The sequence below is a fragment of the Pannonibacter phragmitetus genome (genome assembly GCF_050510895.1).
GTDB lineage: Bacteria > Pseudomonadota > Alphaproteobacteria > Rhizobiales > Stappiaceae > Pannonibacter > Pannonibacter phragmitetus_B.
Map to the genome: position 1 here is coordinate 3127597 of NZ_JBNINT010000001.1, position 21491 is coordinate 3149087.

Annotated in this window: 21 protein-coding genes, 2 pseudogenes and 1 riboswitch; of the genes and pseudogenes, 8 read left to right on the forward strand and 15 right to left on the reverse strand. The window is 63.1% G+C overall.

Going from position 1 to position 21491, the window contains the following annotated elements; all coding sequences use genetic code 11:
* Window positions 1–12: 12 nt before the first annotated feature.
* Genes ACQB61_RS14880 through ACQB61_RS14890 form a run of 3 tightly spaced genes read right to left on the reverse strand, consistent with a single transcriptional unit; the run spans window position 13 to window position 1849 of the window.
* Window positions 13–1083, reverse strand: a complete 1071-nt coding sequence (locus ACQB61_RS14880) for a hypothetical protein (protein WP_430513248.1) — start codon at window positions 1081–1083, stop codon at window positions 13–15.
* A gap of 35 nt (window positions 1084–1118) precedes the next feature.
* Window positions 1119–1454 (reverse strand): DUF1275 family protein, encoded by a 336-nt coding sequence (locus ACQB61_RS14885; RefSeq protein WP_430513249.1) that lies wholly within the window; start codon window positions 1452–1454, stop codon window positions 1119–1121.
* Window positions 1451–1849: a DUF1275 family protein gene (locus ACQB61_RS14890; protein WP_430513250.1), complete on the reverse strand. Its 399-nt coding sequence runs from the start codon at window positions 1847–1849 to the stop codon at window positions 1451–1453. Before ACQB61_RS14890 ends, ACQB61_RS14885 begins: the two co-directional genes overlap by 4 nt.
* A gap of 192 nt (window positions 1850–2041) precedes the next feature.
* A riboswitch (SAM-I-IV-variant riboswitch) is annotated at window positions 2042–2153 on the forward strand.
* Window positions 2154–2223: 70 nt separating this feature from the next.
* Here ACQB61_RS14890 and ACQB61_RS14895 point away from each other — a divergent pair.
* A complete protein-coding gene (locus ACQB61_RS14895; protein ID WP_430513251.1) occupies window positions 2224–2511 on the forward strand; it encodes a hypothetical protein in 288 nt (95 codons plus the stop codon).
* A 208-nt stretch (window positions 2512–2719) separates the two neighbouring features.
* On the opposite strand, the gene ACQB61_RS14900 is transcribed toward ACQB61_RS14895, so the two are convergent.
* The 6 genes and pseudogenes from ACQB61_RS14900 to ACQB61_RS14925 all read right to left on the reverse strand — a co-directional run bounded on the left by ACQB61_RS14900 (window position 2720) and on the right by ACQB61_RS14925 (window position 7655).
* Complete coding sequence (locus tag ACQB61_RS14900; protein ID WP_430513252.1) at window positions 2720–3136, reverse strand: acyl-CoA thioesterase; 417 nt, start codon at window positions 3134–3136, stop codon at window positions 2720–2722.
* Between the two features lie 19 nt (window positions 3137–3155).
* On the reverse strand, window positions 3156–3866 hold the full coding sequence (locus tag ACQB61_RS14905) for a Crp/Fnr family transcriptional regulator (protein WP_430513253.1): 711 nt from the start codon (window positions 3864–3866) through the stop codon (window positions 3156–3158).
* Window positions 3867–4078: 212 nt separating this feature from the next.
* On the reverse strand, window positions 4079–4876 hold the full coding sequence (locus ACQB61_RS14910; protein WP_430513254.1) for a ChbG/HpnK family deacetylase: 798 nt from the start codon (window positions 4874–4876) through the stop codon (window positions 4079–4081).
* Between the two features lie 108 nt (window positions 4877–4984).
* Window positions 4985–5824: a hypothetical protein gene (locus ACQB61_RS14915; protein ID WP_430513255.1), complete on the reverse strand. Its 840-nt coding sequence runs from the start codon at window positions 5822–5824 to the stop codon at window positions 4985–4987.
* Window positions 5758–6516, reverse strand: coding sequence for a glycosyltransferase family 39 protein (locus ACQB61_RS14920; protein ID WP_430513256.1), 759 nt, complete (start codon window positions 6514–6516; stop codon window positions 5758–5760). The genes ACQB61_RS14915 and ACQB61_RS14920 overlap by 67 nt, the downstream gene beginning before the upstream one ends.
* Before the next feature lie 13 nt (window positions 6517–6529).
* Window positions 6530–7655, reverse strand: a pseudogene (locus tag ACQB61_RS14925) (glycosyltransferase).
* 200 nt (window positions 7656–7855) lie between these two features.
* On the opposite strand from ACQB61_RS14925, the gene ACQB61_RS14930 reads away from it, so the two are divergent.
* The 4 genes from ACQB61_RS14930 to hisG all read left to right on the forward strand — a co-directional run bounded on the left by ACQB61_RS14930 (window position 7856) and on the right by hisG (window position 12287).
* The gene (locus tag ACQB61_RS14930; protein ID WP_430513257.1) at window positions 7856–8305 is read left to right on the forward strand and encodes a group III truncated hemoglobin; all 450 of its coding nucleotides are present in this window, start codon (window positions 7856–7858) and stop codon (window positions 8303–8305) included.
* 301 nt (window positions 8306–8606) lie between these two features.
* A complete protein-coding gene (gene hisS, locus ACQB61_RS14935) occupies window positions 8607–10142 on the forward strand; it encodes a histidine--tRNA ligase (RefSeq protein WP_430513258.1) in 1536 nt (511 codons plus the stop codon).
* A gap of 10 nt (window positions 10143–10152) precedes the next feature.
* The gene (locus ACQB61_RS14940) at window positions 10153–11322 is read left to right on the forward strand and encodes an ATP phosphoribosyltransferase regulatory subunit (RefSeq protein WP_430513259.1); all 1170 of its coding nucleotides are present in this window, start codon (window positions 10153–10155) and stop codon (window positions 11320–11322) included.
* Window positions 11319–12287 (forward strand): ATP phosphoribosyltransferase, encoded by a 969-nt coding sequence (hisG, locus tag ACQB61_RS14945; RefSeq protein WP_430513260.1) that lies wholly within the window; start codon window positions 11319–11321, stop codon window positions 12285–12287. Before ACQB61_RS14940 ends, hisG begins: the two co-directional genes overlap by 4 nt.
* Before the next feature lie 147 nt (window positions 12288–12434).
* Here the strand turns inward: hisG and ACQB61_RS14950 are convergent, their stop codons facing one another.
* Window positions 12435–13073 carry a DNA-3-methyladenine glycosylase I gene (locus ACQB61_RS14950; RefSeq protein ID WP_430513261.1) on the reverse strand — a complete coding sequence of 213 codons (639 nt, stop codon included), beginning with the start codon at window positions 13071–13073 and terminating at the stop codon, window positions 12435–12437.
* Between the two features lie 116 nt (window positions 13074–13189).
* The gene (locus ACQB61_RS14955; RefSeq protein WP_430513262.1) at window positions 13190–13924 is read right to left on the reverse strand and encodes a protein phosphatase CheZ; all 735 of its coding nucleotides are present in this window, start codon (window positions 13922–13924) and stop codon (window positions 13190–13192) included.
* Between the two features lie 235 nt (window positions 13925–14159).
* Here ACQB61_RS14955 and ACQB61_RS14960 point away from each other — a divergent pair, with 235 nt between their 5' ends.
* The 3 genes from ACQB61_RS14960 to clcA all read left to right on the forward strand — a co-directional run bounded on the left by ACQB61_RS14960 (window position 14160) and on the right by clcA (window position 17231).
* Window positions 14160–14882 (forward strand): DUF2927 domain-containing protein, encoded by a 723-nt coding sequence (locus ACQB61_RS14960; protein ID WP_430513263.1) that lies wholly within the window; start codon window positions 14160–14162, stop codon window positions 14880–14882.
* Window positions 14883–15063: 181 nt separating this feature from the next.
* On the forward strand, window positions 15064–15807 hold the full coding sequence (locus ACQB61_RS14965) for a L,D-transpeptidase (protein ID WP_430513264.1): 744 nt from the start codon (window positions 15064–15066) through the stop codon (window positions 15805–15807).
* Window positions 15808–15863: 56 nt separating this feature from the next.
* Window positions 15864–17231 carry a H(+)/Cl(-) exchange transporter ClcA gene (gene clcA, locus ACQB61_RS14970; RefSeq protein WP_430513265.1) on the forward strand — a complete coding sequence of 456 codons (1368 nt, stop codon included), beginning with the start codon at window positions 15864–15866 and terminating at the stop codon, window positions 17229–17231.
* A gap of 4 nt (window positions 17232–17235) precedes the next feature.
* Here the strand turns inward: clcA and glcF are convergent, their stop codons facing one another.
* The 4 genes and pseudogenes from glcF to ACQB61_RS14990 all read right to left on the reverse strand — a co-directional run bounded on the left by glcF (window position 17236) and on the right by ACQB61_RS14990 (window position 21379).
* Entirely contained in the window at window positions 17236–18570 is a 1335-nt protein-coding gene (gene glcF / locus ACQB61_RS14975; protein ID WP_430513266.1) for a glycolate oxidase subunit GlcF, read from the reverse strand.
* Between the two features lie 21 nt (window positions 18571–18591).
* Entirely contained in the window at window positions 18592–19251 is a 660-nt protein-coding gene (locus tag ACQB61_RS14980) for an FAD-linked oxidase C-terminal domain-containing protein (protein WP_430513267.1), read from the reverse strand.
* On the reverse strand, window positions 19157–19870 hold the full coding sequence (locus tag ACQB61_RS14985) for an FAD-binding protein (protein WP_430513268.1): 714 nt from the start codon (window positions 19868–19870) through the stop codon (window positions 19157–19159). The genes ACQB61_RS14980 and ACQB61_RS14985 overlap by 95 nt, the downstream gene beginning before the upstream one ends.
* 13 nt (window positions 19871–19883) lie before the next feature.
* Window positions 19884–21379, reverse strand: a pseudogene (locus tag ACQB61_RS14990) (FAD-linked oxidase C-terminal domain-containing protein).
* Window positions 21380–21491 lie beyond the last annotated feature (112 nt).

Here is a 21491-nt window from a genome sequence, read left to right on the forward strand (position 1 = left end):
CCTCAGCCCCGGTCAGGCACCCACGAAGCCGTTGATCATCGCAGCGATGGTACCGGCCTGGTTTGCCGTCACCTGAGTGGATGGCAAGTTGCGGTCATAGGCTGGAAAGCTGCGGAAATAGTCACGTGGATAATACTGGCTTCCGGCGCGGATGACCGGGCCGGTCACGGCAACACCGTGCAGGCCTGGATAAGACGCGCGCTGGATGAATGAGCCCAGCCGGTTAAAGTTGGTCCAGATCGTGTCACCATCCACATTGCCAGCGGGACTGGGATAGACCTGTGCCTGATAATAGGCCCTGAGGTTGTTGGCATCGATCAGGCTGTGCCCCACGTGCACATTCGCCCGGTCATCAGGGATCAGCGCCAGCGCGTTGCCAAAGTTGGGGCCCGTAGCCTGAGCAGCCCCCACCTGCGCGCCGCCAATGGGAAAATCCATCAGGCACAACGGCCGGTACCGCTTGTTGAGATCACTGCGCCCAAAAATATCGCTTTTCCAGCCAGACCTTTTGAAGGCCCAGAATGTGCCGGCAAGGTCACCACCCGTGACATAGACGACCCGGGTTGGACCGGTGACGTTGCTGGCGGCATTGGCGTTCACCAGCTCATCGGTGGACATCAAGTCCGCGGTGTTTTGCAGCGCCGCAAGAGTTTGGGCAAAATTGGCGCCGGAAACACCGAGCCGGACATAGACGTAATACTTGCTCTTGTAGATCGGATCTGTAACCGCCTCCCAGCTCGTCGACAATGCATTGCGTGGGTCATGCATCTCGTCAAGAAGGCCTGCCACGGCGAAATACAGCCGCGTTCCGGCCGTCGTGCCAACAAAGCCATGCTCGTGCAGCGGGCGCAGCCGCAGCGTATTGTTGTTGATGGGGGAGCCATAGTAGACGCTTGGCATCTGTTGCGGCGTCAGTGCGAGGTGGTTGAGATAGTTCCCTTCATCCGCCTGCGGATCGAGGCGTACCGTTCCGAAGCCTGTGTTATTTGCGTTGATCATCATCAGGCTGGCGTCATCTTGCGGCGGCATGGGCAGGTCCTCACGGCTGCAGAAGGCCTCGCCTTCCGGCATGAACAGGGTCATGAATGAAGACGCGCCCGCCAGGAAGCTGTGAGGGGTCAGCCTTGCCCGGGAGATACAGGCCGCTGTGCCGCCGCCATGGTCAGCAGAATGCCAACCGGCAGAAGCAGCGCAAGAAAGCCGAACTGCATCATGCCGAAGCCCGCCATCAGCCCGCCACCCACGAAGGCAAGAATCACCTGCGCGTGCCGGATGGCCCCTGCCCGGGCATCCGCCACCTGACCGGGTGCCGCCGGTGCCGTGGACAGCCAGCCGGAAACCAGTCCGGCAATCAGGCGCATCGTGTTGCCTGTCATGAAGGTTGTCGGCGCATGGTAGTTCAGCAGCTCGCTCATGATCACGTTCTGCAACGACATGGCGAGGGTCGAGATCATAACGGCAGCGATTGTTGCCAGCGCGAGGGGCGCTCCAGCGGCCCGGCCAGCATGGTAACGAGCAGGAACACAGTCAGCAGTGCAGCTTCCAGCACCAGCAGTGGCGCCAGCCGCAGGTGCCCTGCCGCCTTCAGCCGGACAATCAGCTCGTACCAGCCGAGCGTTGCGGCAAAGAAGGTCGCGAGCACCACCAGCTTCAGTTTGGCGTCCTCCGGCAGGGTAAAGATCTCCGTACACAGCACGACAAGCGTGCCCGTGACGAAGGCGGTGAAGGTGTGGAACAGGCCAAGGACACAGATCACGTCGACATAACAGGCACAGAATGCCAGCATCATTGCGGTCAACGGCCGGGCCGGATCAAACAGCCCTTGGCGGCTCATCCCTTCGCCCGTCATGTATCCCTGCCCATTGTCCCTCAGCCGCGCCCACATCCTTGTCTTCGCGGCACATCTGCTCTGCCGACACCCTGCGCCGCATCCCGTTAAGGAGTTGTTGCCTGCCCACAAGCCGCAAACCGGGCCTTGGCGACAGTTCCGAGCCGGCTGTTTTCAGGTGATTGACCCTAGGCCCCGTCCATGGCATAACGCCGCCATCATCAAGAGAAGGGCTGGCGCCCTCGCCAACCTGCCCGGCCGGGCAAGGTGGTCCCCGCAAAGGGATGTGGCCATGGGGAAACCCAGGGCAACCAAGCGGTCAGAACGTCAATGCGCCAGTCCTCCTCGGGAAACCGAAGGAGGATTTTTTAATGTCGAGAAGAGAGAGTAACGCCGTGAACGCATCCGTCCAGATTGTCCTGGCCGGGGCACAGCTGAAGGACCTGGCCGCGCCTGCCGCCCGTTCTTCCCTGACCGCCTCGGAATTTTATGTCCTGCAGCGCCTGCGTCAGCTGAAACTGACCGCCGCGCTCCGCCGTACACATGCGCCGCTGACCTCAGAGATGCGCAAGACACGGGTGGAAGGGCTGATCGCGCTATGGAACACCGGTTGTTCCAAAGCGATCGACGAGAGCCTTTACGCCGATCTCGAGCGTCGCGCCCGGCAGACCCTTCCCGGCTGAAACGCCGCGGAACCCGCTCCCGAACCACGCTATTTTCACGTGCCATGGCTGCAAAGCCCTGTGCTCCGTGCTGTTTTGCCTGCACCACCGCAGGCCGCAAGCCGGTCAGGCCCACCTGACCGGCTTTTTCAGTCTATCCCTCAGCCGATGCCGAAAGTGAGACGGCGTGCATCAGCGGGGCAAGCCATGATGCTTGCCATCACAGACCTCAGCACTCCTCAGGGACGGGACGCGGACGGCCATCCTCATCCACAGCGACGAAGGTAAACATCGCCTCGGTCACTTTCTCCCGCTGGCCGTAGCGGTGGCGCAGAGCCCAGGCTTCCATGTTGATTTCCATGGACGAGCGGCCGATCCGGCCAACGCGGGTGTAGATGCACAGCACATCGCCCACATGCACCGGGCGGATGAACTTCATCCGGTCGATGGCAATGGTCACCACACGGCCACCGGCACGCTGGCCCGCGGCGATGCCGCCTGCAAGGTCCATCTGCGACAGCACCCAGCCGCCGAAAATGTCGCCCGAGGCGTTGGTATCGGCCGGCATGGCCATGGTGCGAAGGGTCAGGTCACCGGTTGGCTGTTCGGTTTCTGCGTCCGAAGTGGCTGTCACATGGCTCTCCATGAAAGACGGTGGGGGAAAATCAGAGGGTTGCCGCCTGCTTGAGCACTTCAGGGCGCTCCAGGCAGTAATAACCGGAAATACGGCTGATGGTGCCGAGCCGCTTCCAGTCATTCAGCACACGGCTGACGTTCTCGCGCGCAGCACCGGCCATATTGGCAATCTCGGACTGGCTGAGCTTGTAGTGAATGAGGATGCGGCCATTGTCCAGCGGCTTGCCGAAGGTCTCGGCCAGCTGCATCAGCGTCTGCGCCACACGGCCCGGCAGAGGAAGGAAGGAGCGCGCGGCCAGCACGTCGTTGGACTGTCGCAGCCGCTTGCCGACGATCGACAGCATGTGCCTGTAAAGCTGCGGGTTCTCGTCTGCGAAACGCTCGAAGGCCGACTTATCGATAAAGGCAAGCCGTGCCGCCTTCAATGCCGTAACGGTGGCCGAACGGGGCCTTCCGTCCAACAGCGCAAGCTCGCCCACCAGATCGCCCGGCCCTAGCACAGCAAGAAGCTGCTCGTCGCCTTCGACCGAGAGAATGGAAACCTTGAGCGAGCCTTCCAGAATGGCGTAGCAGCCATTGCCCGGATCACCGGTCTCAAACAGGATCGCTCCCTGATTCACTTTCATGGGACGCGCAATGCGGGTCAGCCCATCCGCAAGATCGGACGGGAGCCCCTCAAGCGTGAAACTGTTTTCGAGGAAACCCTTGAGATCCGACACGCGATGCAGCCCCTTGCTCATGACAGGACGGCAGCCCTGCGCCGCTCGCCTGTCTCGTGAAAAATGTCTTCCCTGCCTCTGGCAATCTCGCAAAAACAACCCACATCCACAATAGCAGACAGCGAAAGCTGTTTGTCTCCTCCCGAAGAACGGCTCCAGGCCCCCCACTGGAGCCGTTTCCGTTTCCGGAAGGCAGATTGAGAACTGGCGGGAGAAGACCGGCTGGCACGCCCTCAGTAAAGGAAGATATCCTTCTCTGCCAGTGTGTTAAAGAACTTGAGGCTTTTGAGCACGGCGAAATGCCGTTCGCGCCGTGCAAGCTCCGCCCTGGGAAGCTGCCGCCGCAGCCGGTCATCAATAATTGAGGGCCGCGCCACCACGAAGGCCATCTCGGGAAGTCCGTCGAAATGATGCCTCAGTGCCTCCTGCAGCTCGGCCTCGCTGGGCGGATCTGGCAGCACGGGACCACTGGCCAGCACCGGAAAGCCGAAGTTCATCGCGAAGCGGCTGAAACGGCGTAGAGTCCTTCCTTCCCCTTGCGGAAAAACGGCGAGCGGACGGGTGACAAGGCCCTCTGCCTCCACCGCTTGCGCCAGAAGCCGCACCAGCGCACGGTGGCGCATCAGACCATCGGACAGGGTGATGAACTGCGGCTCAGCGCCGAAATGCTCCATGAAGCTGCGGATCTGCGCCGACATCTCCTCAAGGATGATCTCATCGGGAAGCAGGCCGAAACGTGCCCGCCGGGCAAACCAGCCAGGGCTGCGGAACGATGGCCCCAGCTCCCGCCGCCATCGCGGGCTCATCGGCTCGCCAAACGCCCCTGTGAGTGTCAGTGTCAGGCCAACGAGTGCGTGGCTGGCCGCACCATCCACCACCTCGCGCAACGGCGCATGCTCGCGCCGCCAGAGTTCGGAAAAGGCAAGGCATCCCACGGCACTGAGGCGGCCCTGTGCCAAAAGCTCCCGGATCGCCCGGTCCGTGCCGAACGCGAAGCCATAATCGACTGCCGCCAGGGTGATCCGTTTCATTCCGCCCCCTACCCGCATTATCGCGGGATACCATGCCTCTTTGCTAACCGTAAAAAGGCTTGGAATTCAATCGGAAACAAAATTCAGGCATGCCTTAGCGGCATCAACCTATTGCGCGTTCTTCCATAAGGCAGGGTCGACTGGCTCCAGAGGCGAGCCTTCTGGCTGGTCGATGACATAGACCAAAAGGTCTTCCAATGGCACGCCATCTACCTTGCGGGGCAAGGTTGCTACCAGCTCCACCCGCCCGAAGACTTCCGACAGGTGCTCAGCCGCATCGCGGCGCGCTTCAGTGACATAGAGCCCCGGCACGGAGAACAGCTCCGGCCCCGGCTCCGGCATCATCGCATAGCGGATGCGGTCGTTGAGCTGGACCACCGGGATCTCGCCCCGGAAGGCAAAGGCCATCTGGCCGTTGAGGCCGTAGCCCATGGTGGCGATGTAACCGGCCCCCTGCGCATCCGCAATCTGGCGAAGTTCATCATGGATTTCCGGCCAGCCGCGCATCTGGAACGTAGGGTCCTTGCGCGCGAACTTGCCGGTGAAGGGCGAGACCGCATGCACTTGCACCGCTGCGCCAAACCCGAGCCCCAACACCACAGCTGCTGTGGCAAGGCCGCGCCAGAAGCGTGCTGTGCTACCAGCCACAAACACCGCCGCCATGATGCAGAAGGCCGGGAACACGGGTGCCGGCCAGTTGCCTTGAACACGCGAATGCAGCGCATGGATAAGCAGATAGGCGAGGAACGGCAGCGTGGTCAGAACGATCAGCCCCGCGCCCGTCTCGCCCTTGCTCATCCGCCGCATCAGGTGCCAGAGCCCGGCCAGTGCAGGAATGGCGACCAGCGGATTGAGCAGGCCAAGGAAGGCGCCGATGAATTCTATGATGAACTTTTCCGTCCACTCCCCCGCCCGGCACGGCCAAACTGCTTGTAGAACGAGGCCCAATCATGGCCTGCATTCCACATCAGCACCGGCGAAAGCAGAACGATAGCGACAAACCCGCCAGCCCAGAGCTGCCAGGAGAGGAACCAGCGGCGGTTTGCGGGCAGCAGCAGCCACAGCACGATACCGGCCCCAAGGAACAGCACGGAATATTTGGAAACAAGCCCGCAGCCTGCGAACAGCCCGACCGCCAGCCACCAGTTCGCTTTTCCCGAGGTGGTAAGCTCTGCCAAAGCCCAGAGCGTCAGTCCCCAGAAGAACACGGAGGGCGCATCAGGTGTCGCCAGCACAGCGCCGATGCCAACAAGCAGCGTCGCATTGAGAAACAGCACGGACAGTCCGGCCACGCGAGGGCCGAACAACAGAAAGGCCGTGCGCCACAGCACCAGCGACCCGATGGCCGCCGACAGGATGCTGACGAGCCGCAGCCCGAGAGCATTGTCGCCCGCAATTTGCTGACCCAGCCAGATCCACCAGGCCACCATTGGCGGGTGATCATAGTAGCCGAAGGCCGGATAGAGGCCCCAGAGCCGGTAGTAGGCTTCGTCCTCGACGATATAGGCGCTGGCGCCGGTCCACAGGCGCAGAACCGTCAGGGCCAGAACCAGCAGGACAAGCAGCTTCGGCTGCAGCCACAGTGGCAGGTCAGCCACTTTTTCGCGGCCAGTTTCCAGTGCGCCAGTCTGTCCAGCCATGATCAGATCACCCTCAGGCCTTGCGCCAGGTCAACACGGACGAAGCGGCATAGTTCCACACCGCGCCCATCACCGCACCTGCAGCACCCGCAATCCACCACACCGGCTCGCTCTCATAAATGAGATTGGCGACGCCCACATTGGCCAGCACGCCGACACTGCACACCGCATAAAAGGTGACGAGGCCACGCAGCATGGCAAGGCCTGACAGCCGCCGGTCACGGTAGGTCAGCTGGTTGTTGAGGACGAAGTTGGTGGTCATGGCGACGAAGGTCGCGGCAATCTGGGCCTGATTGAAGTCCAGCTCCAGCGCCAGCAGGAGGCGCGCAGCGCCACCAGATGCACCAGCACACCGCTGGCGCCCACCAGACTGAACATGAGGAAACGGACAGACACCATGTCGCCCAGGTATTTGGAGACGAGCAGCCCCAGATAATCGAGCGTCACCAGCGTATCGAGCTTGCTTTCCCCTCCTGCCGTTCGCGGAAGACGAAGGGCAGCTCGCGGATGCGCAGGCGCCCCTCACCGCTGGCCACGATATCCAGCAGGATCTTGAAGCCTTGAGCCGAGAGACGTGGGGCCAGCTCGTCCACCACTTCCCTCCGCAGCATGAAAAATCCGCTCATCGGGTCGGAAAGCGTCACTTTCAGCAGCTTGCGTGCCAGCGCGTTGGCAAAGTTGGACCCGGCCTTGCGGATTGCGGACAGGCCATCGCCGATATCCCCGCCTTCCACCTTGCGGCTGGCGACTGCCAGATCCACCTCGCCGGAGCGTAGCTCCGCCAGCATACGCGGCAGCAGTGTCTCATCATGCTGCATGTCCGCATCCATCACCGCCACGAAGGGGGCAGAAGACGCGAGCATGCCTTCGACGCAGGCACCCGCAAGGCCACGGCGGCCCACACGGCGGATCACACGGATGCGCGGATCTTCGGCGGCAATGGCACGGGCCGCTGCGGCGGTGCCATCGGGCGAATTGTCATCAACGAAGATGACTTCCCAGGCCACCCCTTCAAGCGCCTTGCGCAGCGCCGCGATCACCAGCGGCACGTTGCCCCGCTCATTATAGGTCGGCAGAACCACCGTGAGTTCCGGCGCGGCGCCGTGTTGCGCCTCTGCCCGGTTCAGGCTCACATCCATGCGGAAAATCCGTTCTTCAATCATCTTGCGGCGGCCATTTGCCAGCCGGTCTGTTTGGCCGGGAACATAGCCAAAAGGCCGCCATTTGCAAGCGAGCCACGGTTGACGCCAGCCTGCGGCCCGTTGCCGCCTGCTCCGGTTTTGCCGTGCCTTTGCAGGGGCTGGCCGCTAGACTGGGGGTCTGATCAGGAAAGCAGGCCATGACTTCTGTCGATATCCGCCCCGCCGTCACCCGCGTGCCCATGCATGAGAGCATTACCCGCGAAGAGATCAACACGCTGGTGGACAGCTTCTATGACGCCGTGCGCGCCGACGAACGCCTCGGCCCGATCTTCGAGGCCCGCATGGCCGGGCACTGGGACGCGCATCTGGAGCGGATGAAGGGCTTCTGGGCGTCGGTGCTCCTGAAAACCGGTGAGTACAAGGGCCGTCCTGTGCCCGCCCACCTGCCCATGCGCCAGGAGGTGGAAAGTGATGACTTCCGCCACTGGCTTGCCCTTTTCCGCTCCACTGCCCGCAGTGTCTTCGCTGATCCGGAAGCCGCAACTGTCGTCATCCGCCAGGCAGAACGCATCGCCACCAGCCTCTGGCTCGCCATGCTCGGCACCCCCTTCGACCGCCCGCCGGGATTTCTGTTCGGAGAGGAATAAGGGGAAGGCGCTCTCTGGTCTGCGGTAGGGTCTATCCGCTCCCCTCCCCTTGAGGGGAGGGGAACTGAACCGCCGTGCTGTGCAGGGCAAACAGCCTTTTGCCTCCTGCCATCCATTTTAAACAACGCTCACCACAGGAATAGGGCATGCAGCCTGAAAACAGGCATTGCCCCTCTCCCGCCCAATGCCTTGCCCGGCGGGCTGGTTTCGTCTAGGAAACAGCCAGCCGTTTCAGGGGCATGAATGCCGCTGGACATGACCGCAAGCCTGTTGCACAGCATCCCGGAAAGCAGCCTGTTCCATGTCAAATCCGAAGACCCAGAAACTGAAGGCGCGGCTGCCGCGCGGCTTTGTTGACCGTTCGGCAGCAGATATCCGCGCCACGGAAGAAATGGTCGCGAAGATCAAGGCGGTTTACGAACTTTACGGGTTTGATCCGGTCGAAACACCGATGTTCGAATACACCGACTGTCTCGGCAAGTTCCTGCCCGATACGGACCGGCCCAATGCGGGCGTTTTCTCCGTGCAGGATGATGACGAGCAGTGGCTGAGCCTGCGTTATGACCTGACGGCCCCTCTCGCCCGCCATGTGGCCGAGCACATCAACGAGATTCAGCTGCCGTTCCGCAGCTACCGCGCGGGCTGGGTGTTCCGCAACGAAAAGCCCGGCCCCGGCCGCTTCCGCCAGTTCATGCAGTTTGACGCCGATAGCGTCGGCGCGCCGGGCGTCGGGGCAGACGCCGAAATGTGCATGATGTTTGCCGACACGCTGGAGGCCCTGGGGCTGAAGGGCCAGTATGTGGTGCGCGTCAACAACCGCAAGGTTCTGGACGGTGTGCTGGAAGCGATCGGCCTTGGCGGCGAGGCGGACGGCGAACAGCGCCTGACCGTGCTGCGCGCCATGGACAAGTTCGACAAGTTCGGCAGCGAAGGCGTGCGCCTGCTGCTGGGCGCCGGGCGCAAGGACGAGAGCGGCGACTTCACCAAGGGCGCCGGGCTTGCCGAGGCAGCCATCGCCGCCATCCTCGAAATCCTGGAAGGCGGCTCGCTGGAAGCCCTGCTGGCCGATGGCGAGGACCTCGCCTTCAAGACACCGGCTCTGGCGGCCCTGCCCTTCAATGCCGCACTTCATGACGGCTTCTCGGAGCTGCGCGCCATCTCCGGCCTCGTCCGCGCTGCAGGCTATGGCGCTGAACGCATCAAGATCGATACCTCCGTCGTGCGCGGCCTCGAATATTACACCGGCCCCGTCTATGAGGCCGAGCTGCTGTTCCCCGTCACCAATGAAAAGGGTGAGGTGGTGCAGTTCGGGTCCGTTGGCGGTGGCGGGCGCTATGACGGGCTGGTGAAACGCTTCACCGGCCGCGATGTTCCGGCCACGGGCTTTTCCATCGGCGTGTCACGCCTGATGAGCGCGCTGAAGAACCTCGGCAAGCTGCAAGGCAGCGAGACGCTGCCGCCGGTTCTCGTCACCGTCATGGACGGTGATGCGCAGGCCATGGCCAGCTATCAGGCCATGACCCAGCAGCTGCGGCAGGCAGGCATCCGCGCCGAGATGTATCAGGGCAACTGGAAGAAGTTCGGCAACCAGCTGAAATATGCCGACAAGCGCGGCTGTTCGCTGGCCATCATCCAGGGCTCGGATGAGCGCGCCAATGGCGAAATCCAGATCAAGGACCTGATCGAGGGCAAGCGTCTTTCAGGTGAAATAACCGACAATGTAACATGGCGCGAAAGCCGCCCGGCGCAGGTGACGGTGGCCGCAGGCGAGCTGGTGGACACCGTGAAGCGCATGCTGGCCGGGCAGGCCGAAGACCGCGCCCGCGCGGCAAGCTGAGGACAGGACGATGACGGGAAGCACCGCAGCAAACGGATCAGGGGCTGATGCCGGCACCGCAAGGCTGGCCGCAACCGCACTGGCGCGGCTGCAGGCCGCGGGGCATACGCGCATCGACCCGCCGATCCTGCAGCCTGCGGACACCTTTCTGGATCTGGTGGGCGAGGACATCCGACGCCGCCTGTTTCTGACCAACGGTGCCGATGGGCCGGAGCTGTGCCTGCGCCCGGATTTCACTATTCCCGTCTGCCGCCAGCATCTGGAAAGCGAACCGGCCAACCGGCGCGATGACTATTGCTACGCGGGCCCCGTGTTCCGCCAGCGCCCCGGCGGCATTGGCGAGATCCCGCAGGTGGGCGCCGAAAGCCTCGGCCGCTCCGACCGGGAACAGGCGGATGCCGCCATGCTGGCGCTGGCCACCGGCGTCCTGGCCGACCTTGGCATCAGTGATCCCGTGATCCGCATCGGCGACGAAACCATCTTCACCGCAGTTCTTGCCGGGCTGAACCTGCCCGTGGTGTGGCAGCGCCGCCTGCGCGGGTTGTTTGGCGAGACGGCGCGGCTGGAAGCCGCCATCGCCCGCATGGGCGGTGAAGGCGCGCAGGATGAGAGCGCCACACGCCTCGGCTTCCTCGCCGCGCTCGATGGCGCCAATCATGAAGCCGCGCAGCAGGTGGTCACCGATCTTCTGTCCATCGCCGGCATCACCGCCGTGGCCGGACGCAGCGCAAGCGAAATTGCCGAGCGTTTTCTGGAGCAGGCTGCCCTTGCCAACGGCTCGGGCGCCAATGCCGGGGCGGCAGCAACCTTGCGCGAATATCTCTCCATCAAGGGCCAGCCGGATGTGGCGCTTGGCGAGCTGAAGGCCTTCGCCCGCCGTCATGGACTGGATCTTTCCGGCCCGCTTGCCGCCTTCGAGGCCCGGCTTGCGGCCATCAATGCACATGGCCTTGCCGCCTCGCGCATGCAGTTTGCCGCCGACTTCGGCCGCCGCCTCGACTATTACACCGGCTTCGTTTTCGAGATGACCGCCGCAGGCCATGACCTGCCGGGGCAGATCGTCGGCGGCGGGCGCTATGACAAGCTGCTTCGGCTGCTGGGCGCCCCGCACGAGGTGCCCGCCGTCGGCTTTTCGCTGTGGCTGGACCGGCTGCAGACCGTTCTGGAGGCACGCGCATGACCCGTCTGATCATCGGCATTCCCTCCAAGGGCCGCTTGCAGGAAAAGACTTCGGAGTTCTTCGCCGCCAGCGGGCTGCGGATCGTCCAGCCGGGCGGCGACCGCAATTACCGGGGCGCCATCAAGGGCCTGGAGGATGCAGAAATCGCCTTCCTCTCCGCCTCCGAAATCGCACGCGAACTGGCGGAAGGCACCATCCACTTCGGCATCACCGGACTGGATCTCGTGCATGAGAGCATCGCCGCGCCGGAGCGTCTCGTGCATGTCGTCACCCCGCTCGGCTTCGGATCGGCGGACGTTGTCGTCGCCGTGCCCAAGGCCTGGATCGACGTGGAAACCATGGCCGACCTCGGCGACGTTGCCTCCGACTTCCGCGCCCGCCATGGCCGCAGCCTGCGGGTTGCCACCAAATACGTGAACCTGACGCGTGCCTTCTTCGCCCGTCAGGGCATCGCCGATTACCGGATCGTCGAGAGCGCCGGCGCCACGGAAGGCGCGCCGGCGGCCGGCTCGGCGGAACTCATCGTCGACATCACCACCACTGGCTCGACGCTGGAAGCCAACGCGCTGAAGATCCTCAAGGATGGCGTCATCCTGAAAAGCCAGGCGCATCTGGTGGCGTCACTCAAGGCGGACTGGAGCGAAACGGCATTGGGCGCAGCGCGCACCATTCTGGACCGTGTGGCGGCAGAAGAAACCGCAAGGGGCCTGCGCATCATCCGTGCGCTCGTCACCGATCCGCGCGGCGCCGTCAAGGCCGTACTGCCGCTGGGGGCCGAGCTTGCCTTTGGCCATCCGGCTGACGAAACGGTTCTCGCCCTGCTCTGCCCCAAGGATCAGGTGGCCGACTGCGCCCAGAAGCTGATCGAGCATGGCGCCCAGACGGTCAGCGTCGAAACGCCGGACTACATCTTCCGCAGCACCAACCGCCTGTTCGATCCATTGGCGGAAAAGGTAAGGCCCTGAAAAAATGGCCGCCTTGCGGGCTAGAAAACGCAAGGCGGCCAGTGTCATCGGGGAAGACCGGTGCGCGGCACGGAGGCTGCGGCACCGGGAACCGCTTCTGCCAATGCTTCACGGTTGCCAGATATACGCGGACATCCGTCCTGCGGATCAGGCCGGAATACCCACAGGACGCGCGAATGAGGCGCGGTATTCTTCAAGGGGCGCACGGCGGCAGCAGCCTTCCAGGTGGTCGTTCACCAGCCCCATCGCCTGCATGAAGGCATAGACGGTGGTTGGCCCCACGAAACTCCAGCCGCGCTTCTTGAGATCCTTGGACAGGGCGACACTTTCCGCTGACTGGGTGATCTGCGACAGGGTTGCGCGGTCACAGCGCAAGGGGCGCGCCTCCGGCTTCGGCTCGAAGCGCCAGAAATAAGCGGCCAGAGATCCAAACTCGGCCTTCAGCTCGATGGCGCGTCTGGCATTGTTGATGGTGGAGACGATCTTGCCACGGTGGCGCACGATACCGGTATCTGCAAGGCAGCGGGCAATGTCTTCATCGCCGAAATTAGCCACCTTGTCGAAATCGAATCCGGCGAAGGCAGCGCGGAAGCCTTCACGCTTGCGCAGGATGGTCAGCCAGGACAGACCGGACTGGAAGCCCTCAAGGCAGATCTTCTCGAACAGGCGGTGATCATCGGTCACCGGCCAGCCCCACTCCTCATCATGATAGATGCGGTAATCCTCGAGCCCGCCGTACCACTTGCAGCGGTGCTGACCATCCGGCCCCTCGATCAATCCATCCATTCCCGCCTCCGGCACAGGCAATTTGTTCTTTTTTGTTCTATATCCTTTTGATCCATGCCGCAAACGAAAAAGCCGGCGCGAGGGCCGGCTTTCTGATCTCGTCGTGCCTGGAAGGATCAGGCAAACAGAGCGTCGATGTCGTCCTGCGAGGCAACATTGGAGTCGGTCTTGAGCGACGGGCCGTTGAGCAGGGCTGCATCGCCCTCGGCCTGAGCCCGCATCTTGACCTCAAGGTCGTTGAAGCTCTCGATGCCGCCCCAGATGTTCATCATGTCGATGATGCGCTCTTCGATGAAGCGCAGGGTGTTGATCACCTTGGTGATACGCTGGCCGGTCAAGTCCTGGAAGTTACAGGCTTCGAAGATCTGGATGACCTTTTCCTGGATATCTTGCGCCATCTCCCGGTCGTGACCGGTGATGCGGGCCGACAGGGTGTTCGCGGTCTCGTCGATGAACTCGGCGGCAGACAGAATGCTCTCGGTGGCCCCTTCGGTCCCCTCGACAACGGCATCCAGCTCGTTGGAAACGCGTGCCATCTCTTCACCTTCCGACCCGGTCGTATGGTGAAGGGCTGCGATTTCCTTCTTCGTGGCGTTGATTGCCTCGTAGATCGCGTCCAGTTCAGCCTTCAGCTTGGCTGCTTCATTGAGCTCCTTGCGGAACTCTTTCAGCACCTGATCGCTGATGGACTTGCTGTCTGCGGGCTCACTGCCCTGGACGAGCGACTTGAGCGCACGAATCTCCGCCATCAATTCCTGATGACGGTACTCTTCCAGTCTTTCTGGCTGCGCTGCAGCCGTCGCATCACGGAAAAGACTCTCAACCCGGAATGCACGCTTTGCCGCCGCCATAACTGCTCCTGCTATCACGCAAATACTGTAGGAGATTGCATATCCTTAGACTGACTTATAACCCCCGATGTTTAAGGAAATGTTCCCGGCTTACGTTGAAACGCGCAGATGAGACGGATTCACGCCCTTGATGCGATTTTGGTTTTCAAGCTGCGGCGCAAGCGATTAAAGTCCGCCAGCGTGGATGGTTAATGCCGCGTCAGGAAGGTTCCGCAGCCCGGTGAAGCAGTCTCAGATGCCGCGCATTTCCGTTACATGTCTTGCTCTTCTGCTGGCTGGCAGCATCGCCAGCCAAGCTTTGGCGCAGCCGGATACCTTCACGACTGAAGAACTCGTGACCGGATTCAACGCGACCGTCTTTGGCCTCGAATACCGCACATGGAGCTGGCAACCCTACCAGGTGAAGAAATTCGTCAAGCCCGTCCGGTTCCGTATCTTCAGCCTGTCCTCAAAGGACCACAGGGCCGAGGTTGAGGCCTTCATTGCGGAAATGGACCGCAAGATCGCAGGCATTTCGTTGCAGGTGGCCAGTGCGACGGAAGAACCGAACTTTGACGTCTATATCGTCGACCGGCACCAATATGAGGACGTGGTGCGTCAGTCGGTCTACAAGGACATGACCGCCGATGCGCCGGGCCGCTGCCTGGTGCGCGTGGAATCCGGGCGCCGCGGCATCAAGAACTCCCGTGCCGTAATAGTTGCCGATGAGGGCGACTTCCTGTTCCGCCGCTGTCTGGTCGAGGAACTGCTTCAGGGGCTTGGCCCCATGAATGATGATGACCGCCTCGTGCATTCGGTCTTCAACGACAGCTCGCGCCACAACCGCTTCACCGTTTTCGACCAGTTGCTTCTCAACATGCTCTACGACCCGCGCATCAAGTCAGGCATGTCCCCTTCCGAAGCAGAAAAGGTGCTGCCAGTGGTCGTGCGTGACGTCCGACGGCGGATTCAGCCCTGAACTTGCAGCCAGGAAGTGGGATAACAAGCCGTTCACCATATCCGCAAACGGCTTCTTTACCTTGATTCCAGATTGCAGGGCCGATTGGCGCGCCGTTCATCCTTTACATGCGGTCAGATACCTAAAATTTGAACCAAAGCCGGTATCCGGCCTTAAGGCTATCTGTTTGCGAGTAACGCCAATGAAGCGGAACCTGACCCTGACCGCCATGGGGCTTATCAATGCCCTTGCGCTGATGCCTGCCGTCTGTGGCAGTGCCATGGCCCAGAGCACGCACAGCGCCACGCCACCGCCTGTGGTGCTTAGCCCCGATCTTGCGGAACCCTGGCTGCTGCAGTTGCGCCCCCATGGCATCCAGCCGCCAAGGCCGCAGCCAGCGCAGCAGAGCTGGTTCTCCTTCGGTCAGAGAGCCGCTCCTGCCCCCGTACAGCTGGCCCATGCCGAGCCTGCCCGCAAGGCGCCGCAGGCTACGCGCCAGATGGACCCGAAGTTCCTGCCTGCGGTGGTGGATTACAAAGGTCCGCACAAGCCGGGCACCATCGTGGTGGATACCAACACCCGCTATCTCTATCTGGTGCAGAATGACGGCACCGCGCGCCGCTATGGCATCGGCGTCGGCAAGCCGGGCTTTGAATGGGCGGGCACCCACAAGGTCACCCGCAAGGCGGAATGGCCGGACTGGCGTCCGCCTGCCTCCATGCGCAAGCGCCGCCCGGAACTGCCCACCTTCATGGCAGGCGGGCCGAACAACCCGCTGGGAGCCCGGGCACTTTATCTCGGATCATCGCTCTACCGTATTCACGGCTCGAACGAGCCCTGGAGCATCGGTCATGCGGTGTCTTCCGGCTGCATCCGCATGCGCAACGAGGACGTGACGGATCTCTACGAGCGTGTCGGCGTCGGTGCGACGGTGATCGTCATCTGATCTGGCGGAGCAGTCCTCAACGGGGCTGCTGCCGTCTGGCGCGAAAGATCCCGGCCATGTTTCCCTTCTCCAGATCCCGGCGCTCTGCTGCTCCCTATGCGGGCGTAGTCTATCTGCTGGCAGCCGTTGCTGCTGGCATTTCCGGCGGGCTGGCAGGCACCGCCTTTCATCTTGGCGTGGACACCCTCTCCAGCCTGTACCGCGATATGCGCCTGGCGGTGACGGATCCAGTGCTCTCAGGGCTCATGACTGCCGTCATCTCCGCACTGGCCGCGCTCCTGGCCGCGCTGATCGTACGCCGTATCGCACCGGAAGCGGCTGGCAGCGGTATCCAGGAAGTGGAAGGCGCCATGGAGGGGCTGCGTCCCATGCGCTGGCTCCGCGTGATGGTGGCGAAGTTCACCGGCGGGCTTCTGGCACTCTCCTCCGGCCTTGTTCTTGGACGCGAAGGCCCGACGATCCACATGTCGGCCGCTGCCGCCGCAGGCCTCTCGCAAGGCATGGGCTTTACGGCGGACGACCGGCGCGGCTTGCTCGCAGCAGGCGCGGCTGCCGGTCTTGCTGCGGCCTTTTCTGCCCCACTCGCAGCCATTCTCTTTATCGTGGAAGAAACCCGGCGCCAGTTTCCCTATGGCTACCGCACCTACATGGCAGTGATCCTGGCCAGCATCGCCAGCGGCCTGACTGTCGAGGGGTTACTGGGCACCCGTCCGGCATTGGAGATCGAAACCGGAGCTCTCCCTGTCTTGAGCTTTCCGCTCTTCGTTCTTCTCGGCGCTCTGCTGGGTGCTCTTGGCACCGGCTTCAACAGCGCCGTCCTCGCCAGTCTAGACGCAGTCCAGAAGCTGCCCAAAAGACTCTGGTGGCTTCCATCTGTCACTGCGGGCGGCCTCGCCGGCATCCTGCTGATTGCCTTCCCGCTCGCAACGGGAGGCGGCGACAAGCTGGTCAGCTTCGTCACGGCCGATCATCTGGGTCTTGGCCTGCTTCTACTGCTGACAGCGCTGCGTTTTGCCGGAGCGCTGGTGTCCTACAGCATCGGTGTGCCGGGTGGCATCTTCGCGCCGATGCTTTCCATTGCCACTTGTGCGGGCCTTGCCTTCGGCGTTGTGACAAGCCTGCTGCTTCCTGGCGCAGATCTTCCGGCGCAGGCCTTCGCTATCGCTGCCATGGGCGGTTTCTTTGCCGCGTCGGTGCGGGCGCCGCTGGTGGCTGTCGTCCTTGTTCTGGAGCTGACGGGCGCATACCCGCTGCTGCTGCCGGTCCTCGTCACCTGCGCGGCCGCAACGCTTGCCGCCCATGCGCTGAACGGGCGGCCGATCTATGAAATGCTGCTGGAGCGCACGCTACGCCTTGCAGGCGAACAGCCACCTGCGCCAGAGAAGGACCGAACACCCATCCAGCTCGGCCTTCCGGAGAACTGAGACCTCAGCTCTGTGCGGCGGTCTGGCTTGTGCCTGCCAGCGCTTCCGGGCAGGGCCCACCATAGGCCCAATCGAGCAGCTCCGCCGTGTGCACTACGGGGATGTCGATGCCGGTTCCGATCTGCGTCATGCAGCCGATGTTGCCAGTGGCAACCAGATCCGGCTTTGTCTTGCGGATATTGGCGACTTTGCGATCCCGGAGGCGAGTGGCGATTTCCGGCTGGAGAATGTTGTAGGTGCCAGCCGAGCCGCAACACAGATGCCCTTCCGGCACATCCTTCACGGTGAAGCCAGCCGCCTTCAGAAGATCCTTCGGCTGGCGGGTAATCTTCTGACCGTGCTGCATGGAACAGGCCGAGTGATAGGCGATGGTCAGCCCGCCGGGACGTACCGGCGTCCCGAGATCAAGGCCAGTCAGGAACTCAGTGATATCCTTCGCAAGGCCTGACACCTTCGCCGCCCGCTCCGCATAGGCCGGATCATTGCGCAGCATGAAGCCATAGTCCTTGATCGTCGTGCCGCAGCCGGAAGCGGTGATGAGAATGGCGTCGAGCCCCTCGCCATCCGCCTCGCGCATCCACACATCCACATTGCGCCGGGCATTGGTCAGGGCATCGTCTTCCCGGCCCATGTGATGCACCAGCGCCCCGCAGCAGCCTTCGCCCTTGGGCAGTACCACCTCATATCCGGCCCGCGTCAGCAGGCGGATGGTGGCATCGTTGATGGAAGGAGCCAGAACCGGCTGGGCACAGCCGTTGAGCAGGGCGACCCTGCCCTTCTTCGCCGCCGCCTGCGGCTGGAAGTTGCCCGGCGCCTCATACTGGCCACGCCCCGGCGCCCTGGCCGGGGCAAGCGAGAGCATCGCGCCCAGCTTGGCAAAGGGTCCGCCCAGCGCCTTGAAGGCTCCCGCCAGCGGACGCCCCATATAGGCCCCCACCAGCGCCAGCCGGAACCGGCCGGGATAAGGCAGGACAGCCGCCAGCAGCGAGCGGATCAGCCGGTCAGCCAGCGGACGGCGCCAGGTCTGCTCGATATGGGCGCGGGCGTGGTCCACCAGATGCATGTAATTCACGCCCGAGGGACAGGTGGTCATGCAGGACAGGCAAGACAGGCAGCGGTCCACATGGCGCACGATCTGTTCATCCGCCGGACGGCCGTTTTCCAGCATGTCCTTGATCATGTAGATGCGCCCGCGCGGGCTATCCAACTCATCCCCCAAAAGGGTGAACGTGGGACACGTGGCCGTGCAGAAGCCGCAATGCACGCATTTGCGCAGGATCTTTTCAGACTCGGCCACATGCGGATCTGCGAGCTGTTCGGCGGTGAAATTCGTTTGCATACGTCACCTGAGGGTCAAGGGTCACAGATCCGGCGCGATACGGCCGGGATTGAGAATGCCTTTGGGGTCGAACTGGGCCTTGAGCCGGCGGGATAGCGCAGCAAGCGCAGGCGCCTGCGGCTCGAACACTGGCACACTGGAGCGCAAACCCGCATCCGCCCGCACCAGTGTGGCATGGCCGCCGCCATGATCCGCCAGAGCGTCACGTATGGGCACGTCATGCGCATTGCCATCAAGGCATTGCAGCCAGACGAGCCCGCCGCTCCAGTCGTAGAAGCATTCCACGGGAATGCTCTGCTTCAGGCTGGCGACGTATTCTGCCCCGGAAGCTGGCGGCAGCGAGACGCGCCAGACCGGCAGGCTGCCGCCTGCAAAGGGCTGGCAATCGCGGATTGCGGCCCAGGCGGCACGGGAGGCCATATCCTCCAGCCGTTCAATGGCGGCTCCGCCAGGCAAGGCCTCAGCCAACAGCCGGGACAGCGCGGCAAAACGGTAATCGACGGAAGGGCCAAAACCTTCCAGCCGGATCAGCGTCACTGCCTTGTCCCGGTCCTGCCCTGCTAGGCCAAGCCTTGCAAACAGGCCTTCAGGCAGATGCGCCGCCGCCGACACTTCGGCAGGCGTGCCCATCGCCCGGCAGAGGGCGGCAACCGCCGTGGCATCGTCCAGCCCCGCGATCAACAGACTGGCGCTGGTTTCCGCCCGTGGATTGACCTTGAGCGTCAGTTCGGTCGAAAGCGCCAGCGTGCCCCAGGAGCCGCAGAGTGCACGGGGCAGATCGTAACCCGTGACGTTCTTCACCACCTTCCCGCCTGCGCGGAAGATCTCCCCGCCCTGACACGGCTTCCAGCCCCAGCACGTGATCGCGCGCAGCGCCTACCTTGATGCGCCGGGGGCCGGAGAGATTGGCAGCCAGCGTGCCGCCCAGTGTGCCCTGAGCCGGAGTGCCGCCCAGCAGCAGGCCATAATCCATCGGCTCGAAGGAAAGCTCCTGCCCAGCAGCGGCCACTGCCGCCTCGATCTCCGCCAGCGGCGTGCCCGCCAGCGCAGTCAACACCAGTTCGGCGGGCTCATAGACGAGGATGCCGGAGAGAGCCGACAGGTCCGCAACAAGTCCCGCCTGAACCGGACGGCCAAGCGCCCGCTTGGAGCCCTGCCCGATGATTTCAAGCGGCAGATCCTCGGCAGCAGCATGGGCCACCAGGTCGCGCAGTTCTTCGGCATTGCGGGGCCTCACGGCCTGCAAGGCTGCGCCCGGAGCCGAGGCAATCGGAGCGGTGGTGGTCTGGTCTGGGGTCATCTGTTCCACCTGCTCAGAAACGCGGAATGTCCGGGAAGGGCATCTGCCCCTTGTGCACATGCATGCGACCAAGCTCGGCGCAGCGGTGCAGCACGGGGAAGACCTTGCCGGGATTGAGGAGCTGGCGCTCATCGAAGGCGCATTTGACCCGCTGTTGCTGTTTCAGGTCATCCTCGGTGAACATCTCCGGCATCAGGTCGCGCTTTTCGATGCCGACACCATGCTCACCGGTCAGCACCCCGCCCACTTCGACGCAAAGCCGCAGGATGTCGGCACCGAAAGCTTCGGCGGCCTCCAGTTCGCCCGGCAGATTGGCATCATAAAGGATCAGCGGATGCAGATTGCCGTCTCCGGCGTGGAAGACGTTGGCGACCCTGAGCCCATGCTTTTCCGACAGTGCCCGCATGCCGGCCAGCACACGCGGCAGCTCGCGCCGGGGAATGGTGCCGTCCATGCAAAGATAATCGGGCGAAATGCGCCCCACTGCCGGGAAAGCGGCCTTGCGCCCGGCCCAGAACACCATCCGCTCTTCTTCACTGGTTGAAACGCGCAGATAGCCGGAGTTGTTGGAGCGGGCGATCTCCTCGACGCGGGCCAGCAGATAGTCCACCTCCGCCTCCGGTCCGTCCAGTTCCACGATCAGCAGCGCCTCGGCCTCGCGCGGATAGCCGGCATGGACGAAATCCTCTGCCGCTTCCAGCGCCAGCTTGTCCATCATCTCCAGACCGCCGGGAATGATGCCGGCTGCGATGATATCGGCCACACAGCGACCGGCATCCTCGGTGGCAGAAAAACCAACCAGCGCAGCGCGGGCCGTTTCCGGCTTCTGCAGGATACGCACTGTGACCTCTGTGACGACACCCAGCAGCCCTTCGGAACCGGTCATCATGGCCAGAAGGTCGTAGCCCTCCGCATCCAGATGCTTGCCACCAAGCCGGATCACCTCTCCCGTCACCAGCACCATCTCAAGACCCAGCACGTTGTTGGTGGTGAGGCCATATTTCAGGCTGTGCACGCCGCCGGAGTTTTCCGCGATGTTGCCACCAATGGAACAGGCAATCTGCGAGGACGGGTCGGGGGCGTAATAGAAGCCCTCATGCTCCACGGCGCGGGTGATACCAAGGTTGGTCACGCCCGGCTGCACGGTGACAGCACGGTTGGGAAAGTCGATATCGAGGATGCGGTTGAACTTCATCATCGACATCAGCACGCCATCGGCCACCGGCAGCGCACCGCCGGAGAGCGATGTACCGGCGCCACGCGGCACCACCTTGACGCCATTGTCGTAGCAGTAGCGCAGGACAGCCGAAACCTGCTCCACCGTTTCCGGCAGCACGACGATCAGCGGCATCTGGCGATAGGCGGTCAGCGCGTCGGTCTCGTAGGGGCGCATGCCGGTGTCGTCGGCAATAACTCCCTCCCCGGCACGATGGCCTGAAGCGCGGAAACGATCTCCGCCCGGCGCGCCAGAACGGCGCTATCCGGCTGCGGCATGGCAAGTCCGGCCATTTTCTCTCCTCTCCGGCAAAAATGTGATCCATTCTTGCCCTCTTGCCCGTAAGACACGAAACGGACCGGCTCCACGGCCCCGGAAATGCCTCCTGTCGGCCTTGCGGAAAGA

What these genes read in the sequence shown, in the direction of transcription:
- ACQB61_RS14880 (WP_430513248.1), bottom strand. Translation starts at nt 1,083, where the DNA reads ATGACCCTGTTCATGCCGGAAGGCGAGGCCTTCTGCAGCCGTGAGGAC.
- ACQB61_RS14885 (WP_430513249.1), bottom strand. Translation starts at nt 1,454, where the DNA reads ATGATCTCGACCCTCGCCATGTCGTTGCAGAACGTGATCATGAGCGAG.
- ACQB61_RS14890 (WP_430513250.1), bottom strand. Translation starts at nt 1,849, where the DNA reads ATGACGGGCGAAGGGATGAGCCGCCAAGGGCTGTTTGATCCGGCCCGG.
- ACQB61_RS14900 (WP_430513252.1), bottom strand. Translation starts at nt 3,136, where the DNA reads ATGGAGAGCCATGTGACAGCCACTTCGGACGCAGAAACCGAACAGCCA.
- ACQB61_RS14905 (WP_430513253.1), bottom strand. Translation starts at nt 3,866, where the DNA reads ATGAGCAAGGGGCTGCATCGCGTGTCGGATCTCAAGGGTTTCCTCGAA.
- ACQB61_RS14910 (WP_430513254.1), bottom strand. Translation starts at nt 4,876, where the DNA reads ATGAAACGGATCACCCTGGCGGCAGTCGATTATGGCTTCGCGTTCGGC.
- ACQB61_RS14920 (WP_430513256.1), bottom strand. Translation starts at nt 6,516, where the DNA reads ATGGCTGGACAGACTGGCGCACTGGAAACTGGCCGCGAAAAAGTGGCT.
- ACQB61_RS14930 (WP_430513257.1), top strand. Translation starts at nt 7,856, where the DNA reads ATGACTTCTGTCGATATCCGCCCCGCCGTCACCCGCGTGCCCATGCAT.
- hisS (WP_430513258.1), top strand. Translation starts at nt 8,607, where the DNA reads ATGTCAAATCCGAAGACCCAGAAACTGAAGGCGCGGCTGCCGCGCGGC.
- ACQB61_RS14940 (WP_430513259.1), top strand. Translation starts at nt 10,153, where the DNA reads ATGACGGGAAGCACCGCAGCAAACGGATCAGGGGCTGATGCCGGCACC.
- hisG (WP_430513260.1), top strand. Translation starts at nt 11,319, where the DNA reads ATGACCCGTCTGATCATCGGCATTCCCTCCAAGGGCCGCTTGCAGGAA.
- ACQB61_RS14950 (WP_430513261.1), bottom strand. Translation starts at nt 13,073, where the DNA reads ATGGATGGATTGATCGAGGGGCCGGATGGTCAGCACCGCTGCAAGTGG.
- ACQB61_RS14955 (WP_430513262.1), bottom strand. Translation starts at nt 13,924, where the DNA reads ATGGCGGCGGCAAAGCGTGCATTCCGGGTTGAGAGTCTTTTCCGTGAT.
- ACQB61_RS14960 (WP_430513263.1), top strand. Translation starts at nt 14,160, where the DNA reads ATGCCGCGCATTTCCGTTACATGTCTTGCTCTTCTGCTGGCTGGCAGC.
- ACQB61_RS14965 (WP_430513264.1), top strand. Translation starts at nt 15,064, where the DNA reads ATGAAGCGGAACCTGACCCTGACCGCCATGGGGCTTATCAATGCCCTT.
- clcA (WP_430513265.1), top strand. Translation starts at nt 15,864, where the DNA reads ATGTTTCCCTTCTCCAGATCCCGGCGCTCTGCTGCTCCCTATGCGGGC.
- glcF (WP_430513266.1), bottom strand. Translation starts at nt 18,570, where the DNA reads ATGCAAACGAATTTCACCGCCGAACAGCTCGCAGATCCGCATGTGGCC.
- ACQB61_RS14985 (WP_430513268.1), bottom strand. Translation starts at nt 19,870, where the DNA reads ATGACCCCAGACCAGACCACCACCGCTCCGATTGCCTCGGCTCCGGGC.